The 5,723-nt window shown below is 61.7% G+C and carries 5 protein-coding genes; 3 read left to right on the top strand and 2 right to left on the bottom strand.

Translation table 11 applies throughout. The annotated features are described in order from the left end of the window. Positions 1–166 precede the first annotated feature (166 nt). The gene (gene rpe / locus Q0Y09_RS06915; RefSeq protein ID WP_297719579.1) at positions 167–814 is read left to right on the top strand and encodes a ribulose-phosphate 3-epimerase; all 648 of its coding nucleotides are present in this window, start codon (positions 167–169) and stop codon (positions 812–814) included. A 39-nt stretch (positions 815–853) separates the two neighbouring features. After that, a complete protein-coding gene (recR, locus tag Q0Y09_RS06910) occupies positions 854–1,465 on the top strand; it encodes a recombination mediator RecR (RefSeq protein ID WP_297719576.1) in 612 nt (203 codons plus the stop codon). A gap of 327 nt (positions 1,466–1,792) precedes the next feature. Here recR and Q0Y09_RS06905 read toward each other — a convergent pair whose 3' ends face one another. Continuing rightward, positions 1,793–2,515, bottom strand: coding sequence for an NAD-dependent protein deacylase (locus tag Q0Y09_RS06905; protein ID WP_297719573.1), 723 nt, complete (start codon positions 2,513–2,515; stop codon positions 1,793–1,795). A 280-nt stretch (positions 2,516–2,795) separates the two neighbouring features. On the opposite strand from Q0Y09_RS06905, the gene Q0Y09_RS06900 reads away from it, so the two are divergent. Further along, positions 2,796–4,595, top strand: a complete 1,800-nt coding sequence (locus Q0Y09_RS06900; RefSeq protein ID WP_297719571.1) for a Na/Pi cotransporter family protein — start codon at positions 2,796–2,798, stop codon at positions 4,593–4,595. Positions 4,596–4,676: 81 nt separating this feature from the next. On the opposite strand, the gene pduB is transcribed toward Q0Y09_RS06900, so the two are convergent. Continuing rightward, the gene (gene pduB / locus Q0Y09_RS06895) at positions 4,677–5,414 is read right to left on the bottom strand and encodes a propanediol utilization microcompartment protein PduB (RefSeq protein ID WP_297719568.1); all 738 of its coding nucleotides are present in this window, start codon (positions 5,412–5,414) and stop codon (positions 4,677–4,679) included. Between the last annotated feature and the right edge of the window lie 309 nt (positions 5,415–5,723).

Here is a 5,723-nt window from a genome sequence, read left to right as displayed (position 1 = left end):
GGGCAGCGGCGTGGGGCCGCGATGGGGAGGCCGGCGGCTGTTCCGGGGCCACGTTCCGCTTGCCGTATCCTATGCCGCCCGGAGACAGAGGGTGCCCGGCCCGGGAATGGGGCGGAGGCGGCATCCCCGTTGTCCCACTGGTATTTTTTACAGGGAGTGAACCATCATGGTAAAAATCGCGCCTTCCATCCTCTCCGCCGATTTTTGCGACCTGGACCGGGAGATCCGGCGGGTCTCCTCCGCCGATTGGCTCCATGTAGACGTGATGGATGGGATGTTCGTGCCCAACATCACCATCGGGGTGCCGGTGGTGGCCTCGGTCCGCAAGCATACGGACCTGTTCCTGGATGTCCACCTCATGGTGGAGAAGCCGGGGCGGTATGTGGAGTCCTTCGCCAAGGCCGGCGCGGATCTGCTCTCCGTCCATCTGGAGGCCGACATGCCTCCCGCCATCCGGGACGCCCTCCATGCCATGGAGGAAAACGGCGTGAAGAAGGCCGTCGCGCTCCGGCCCATCACCGCCGCTGAAGCGGTCCTCCCCTACCTGGAGCAGGGGCTGGATATGGTGCTGGTGATGACGGTGGAGCCCGGCTTCGGCGGCCAGAAGTTCATGACCGATCAACTCGGCAAGATCCGGGCCATCCGCAGCTACATCGACCAGTACTGCCCCTCCTGCGACCTGGAGGTGGACGGCGGCGTCAACCTGGAGACGGCCAGACTGGTGACCGAGGCCGGCGCCAACGTGCTGGTGGCCGGCTCAGCGGTCTACGGGGCGGACGCCCCCGCCGCCATGATCGCCGCCCTCCGGGGCTGAGGCGGTCCGCCATCCCCATCTGTTTGGAGGTAACCACCCATGGAGTATTTTCCCCCCGCCCTGGAGCGTCTCACGGAGCAGTTTGCCCGCCTGCCGGGCATCGGCGCCAAGAGCGCCCAGCGGCTGGCCTTTTTCGTTTTATCCCTGCCGGAGGAGGACGCCAGAGAGTTTGCCGACGCCATCGTCGCCGCCAAGGAGACCATCGCCCTGTGTCCCGTGTGCGGAAACTTCACCCAGGGGGAGGGCCCCTGCGCCATTTGCAGCAGCGACAAGCGGGACCCCGGCCTGGTCTGCGTGGTGGCCGATCCCAGGGACGTCATCGCCCTGGAGCGGTCCCGGGAGTACAACGGGCGCTATCACGTTCTCCACGGCGTCATCTCCCCCATGAATCATGTGGGCCCCGACGACCTGCACATCAAGGAGCTCACCGAGCGGGTGGCCTCCGGTGAGGTCCGGGAGGTCATCATGGCCACCAACCCGGACACCGAGGGGGAGGCCACCGCCATGTACCTGGCCCGGCTCCTGCGCCCCTTCGGCGTTAAGATCACCCGCCTGGCCTACGGCATTCCGGTGGGGGGACATCTGGAGTATGCCGACGACGCCACCCTCATGCGGGCCCTGGAGGGCCGCCGGGAGTTCTTTTTCTCGTGAGCAAAATCCCCTGTCCAGGTCCAGGAACGAAAAGCGCAACGTGCCGCCGCACTCCACAGAGTGCGGCGGCACGTTCACATAATCTTCAAAAGTTGTTTATAGTTTTGCCAACCTTTCCCCCGGGCGGTGTGGTATCTTATAGGTACAGCAAGACACACGGCGCAACTCACTGCCTCTTCCTTTGCTGTGGGGCAGACAAACAATGACACAGAAATGTGTGTTGATAGATTCTCCCACACCTCTCTTTTCCTCCCTCTCTTTCACAAAGTCAAAGGCGTCCCGGTCTCCGGGACGCCTTTGACTTTGTTTTTCATAGGGGACGGCGGTTCAGCGGACCTGGATGGCCCCCAGGATCTCCCCGATGGGGCCGGAGAGGACCAGGTCGGCCCGGGCGTCCATGGCGGTGGGGCTTTTGTTGATGAGGACCAGTCTGCTGCCCCTGTAATAATCGATGAGACCGGCGGCGGGGTAGACCACCAGGGAGGTGCCGCCGATGATGAGCAGGTCGGCCCTGCGGATATGGTCCACCGCCCGGTACATGATTTCAGAGTCCAGAGCCTCCTCATAAAGGACCACGTCGGGCTTGATGGTGCCGCCGCAGTCACAGCGGGGGATGTCGGCGCGCTCGGCCACCACAGAGGTATCCCAGAATTTTCCGCAGCGGTCACAGTAGTTGCGCAGGGTGGAGCCGTGGAGCTCCAGTACCTCCCGACTGCCCGCCATCTGGTGGAGGCCGTCGATGTTCTGGGTGATGACCGCCCGGAGCCTGCCCGCCTGCTCCAGCTCGGCGAGCTTCCGGTGGGCGGCGTTGGGCTGGGCGCCGGAGACCAGCAGCTTCTTCCGGTAAAAGTCAAAAAACGACTCCGGGTGCTGCTCATAAAAGGTATGGCTCAGTATGACCTCCGGGGGATAGGCAAACTGCTGATGGTAGAGCCCATCCACGCTGCGGAAATCGGGGATACCGGACTCGGTACTCACGCCGGCGCCCCCGAAAAATACGATGTTATCGCTCTCGTCGATCCATGCCTGGAGCTGTTCCAGATGTTCCATCGCCCTTCCTCCCTTTCACGTCAGAAAACTGCTGTTCCAAAGTTATCCTACCGCCTTTTTTGAAAAAAGGCAAGCCCTGTTCCCAATGGCATTTTGACTGATTTCACGAAATTAAGCGGCCTGTTTTGGCCGAAATGTAAAACTTGTGTAAATGGATTTTCCTGCCATTTACGCTGAGGGAAAAGACCGGTATAATTTGACTATAAGGCACAGCGACCCAGCTGTGCCGAACTTATGAGGAGATTTCCGGGGAAGTCCCCGGGATATGGAGGCGTACGGGTTGAGTATTACCGATCTGATCACCCTGGCGGGAGCCATCGCGACCTTCCTGTTTGGCATGTCTACCATGACGGACGGCCTGGAGAAGCTCTCCAGCGGCCGCCTGGAGCGTATTTTGGAGCGTCTGACCAGCAATGTGGTCAAGGGCGTGCTGCTGGGCGCCATGGTGACGGGCTTGATCCAAAGCTCGGCGGCCACCACCGTGATGTGCGTGGGCTTTGTCAACGCCGGTATCATGCGGCTGGAGCAGACCGTGGGCATCATTATGGGCGCCAACATCGGCACCACGGTCACCGCCCAGCTTTTGCGTCTGGGTGACATTTCCTCTGACAATGTCCTTCTCGCCCTGCTCAAGCCCTCGGTGCTGGGGCCGCTGCTGGCCGCTGTGGGCGTACTCTTTTATATGTTCATCCGGGGTGGCAAAAAGCGCATCATCGGCCAGATCATTCTGGGCCTGGGCCTTCTCTTCATCGGCATGAAGACCATGGAGGGGGCGGTCTCCGGCCTTCAGGAGCTGCCGGAGTTCCAGGCCCTCTTCTCCGCCTTCTCCAATCCTCTGCTGGGCATCCTGGTGGGCGCCGCCGTCACTGCGCTGCTCCAGAGCTCCTCGGCCTCCATGGGCATCCTCCAGGCGGTGAGCTCCACGGGGCTGGTCTATTTCAACACCGCCATCCCCCTGATTATGGGCCAGAACATCGGCACCTGCATCACGGCCATCCTCTCCTCCATCGGCGCCAGCCGGAACGCAAAGCGGACGGCAGCGGTCCACCTGCTCTTCAACGTCATCGGCACCGCCTTTTTCCTGGCGGTCCTGTACGCCGGAAATGCGCTGATCGGCTTCCCCTTCTGGGAGAATGTGATGGACATGGGCTCCATCGCCAACCTCCACCTGGGCTTCAACATCGGCTGTACCCTGTTGCTGCTGCCCTTCCACAAGGTGCTGGTAAAGATCGTGGAGCGGCTGGTCCCCGGCGACGCCGGCGCGCCGGAGTTCAACCTTCTGGATGAGCGTTTCCTGTCCTCTCCCTCTGTGGCCCTGGAGCAGGCCCGGTCGGCAGTGGTCTCCATGGGCGAAAAGGCTCGGGAGAACCTGGGCCTGGCGGTGGACCTTTTGACCGACTATGACGAGAAGAAGCTGGAGCGCCTCAACGAGAATGAGATCACCATCGACAAGCTGGAAAATACCCTGGACAGCTATCTGGTCAAGCTCACGGACCGTGCCCTCACCGACCCGGAGAGCGCCCTGGTCTCCGAGCTCCTCCACACCCTCACCAACTTCGAGCGGATCGGCGATTACGCCGTCAACGTCTCGGAGATCGCTACCACCATGCGCCAGCGGGAGATCGCCTTCTCCGATGTGGCCCGGAAGGAAGTGGACGCCATCACCAGCGCGGTGAAGGCCACCCTGGATATCACGCTGGAGTGCTATGAGAAGCGTGACCACGACCTGGCCCTCCATGTGGAGCCCCTGGAGGAGGTGGTGGACCTCATGGAGGAGGTGCTGAAAAACCGGCATGTGGAGCGCCTGAAAGCCGGCGCCTGCACCATTGAGCTGGGCACCCAGTTCCTGGAGCTCACCATCAATCTGGAGCGCATCTCCGACCACTGCTCCAATGTGGCCATGCTCATCGTCCGCCAGACCGCCCCGGCCAGTCAGCACCTGCCCGATACCCACGCCTATCTGAAGTATCTCCATGCCGGCGGCGACCATGACTTCGACGCCCTTTTTGCGGCTTACCGGGCGCAGTATTTTGCGCCCATTGAGGAGGACACCGGTTTCGATCGGACCACTTCGTCATGAGTTGTGATATGTGAAATAAGGCCCCGCAAACTGCCGGAAGGCGGTTTGCGGGGCCTTTGTGTTCCTTTTCGGCGGCAGAGCTCAGTCCTCCGTGAGAAAGGGCGTGGTGACGCAGCGGGGCGCCTCCCCCAGGGAGGAGAGAAGCTGAAGGCCGGCAGAGCGGGCGGCGAGCACGGAACGCTTGACGTCGCTGGCGTCGCCGGAGAGGGTGACGATGACCTCATTGGTGTGGCTGGTTCCGTGGTCCGTGTCGTAGTAGCGGACTAGGTCGACGGAGGCCGCCTTGAGGGCCAGGTCGGAGATCAGCAGACCGATGGAGGCGGGGGAGCCGGTCATCAGGCCGAAGGCCCGGCCCAAGGGGGCGTGGAAGGCCGCCTGAATGGCAGGCCCTGCGCTGGGGGAGTATGCAAATTCCAGATGTCCGGCGCTGTTGAGGTAGACCTCACCGGCATATTTTTCGGTCAGATCCAGGGCCATCTGGATGGCGTAGCGGACGTCGGCCACACTGTCAGACCCGAGCAGGATGTGAACGCCGTGACCGCCCCAGCCCTTGCTGTCCCGGGGCAGCATGACGGAGAGGATGTCGGTGTTGGTGGCCTTGACCGCGTCGTCCACAGCCACGATCTGACCGGCCGCCCCGCTGCGGGAGCTGAGGCTTCCAATGGCGGGGTACTGTCTGGGCAGGGGCATGTGGTCCAGGAGGGTACGGTCAATGGAGGGCAGGACCAGCCCGATGGTGTCCAGCACAGCAGTCCCCACAAATTCCGGTAAAGCGCAGTTGGCGGCGTCCATCGGCATCACGGTCCTTTCGTCTTCCATCCATTCTGTCCTGTCAGTATACGCGCTTCCGGCCCTTTCGTCAAGGGAGGAGGCGCTCTGCTGGACTGAGGATAGTCAATCTGCGGATGATACTTTTCTGCTTGCAAAGCAGAGGAGAATATTATATAATAACTCCATGACTTTTAACCTATATCCCTTTTCTGCACGGATCTGCACGGAATGAATAAGATTTGTCCCCCAATTTTATCCGGGTGTAGCGCAGTTGGTAGCGCGCCTGCTTTGGGAGCGTGAGGCCCAGGTTCGGGCCATAGCCCTTGGAAAACCCGGAAAACCTTGTGACACTTGGGC

It is taken from the genome of Intestinimonas sp., from assembly GCF_026169115.1.
Lineage (GTDB): Bacteria > Bacillota > Clostridia > Oscillospirales > Oscillospiraceae > Intestinimonas.
Note: the sequence above shows the minus strand (reverse complement) of the source record. Positions and strands in the feature narration are given on the sequence as shown.

Excerpts from the sequence above, each read along its gene's own strand:
- rpe (WP_297719579.1), top strand. The coding sequence starts at position 167 with ATGGTAAAAATCGCGCCTTCCATCCTCTCCGCCGATTTTTGCGACCTG.
- recR (WP_297719576.1), top strand. The coding sequence starts at position 854 with ATGGAGTATTTTCCCCCCGCCCTGGAGCGTCTCACGGAGCAGTTTGCC.
- Q0Y09_RS06905 (WP_297719573.1), bottom strand. The coding sequence starts at position 2,515 with ATGGAACATCTGGAACAGCTCCAGGCATGGATCGACGAGAGCGATAAC.
- pduB (WP_297719568.1), bottom strand. The coding sequence starts at position 5,414 with ATGGAAGACGAAAGGACCGTGATGCCGATGGACGCCGCCAACTGCGCT.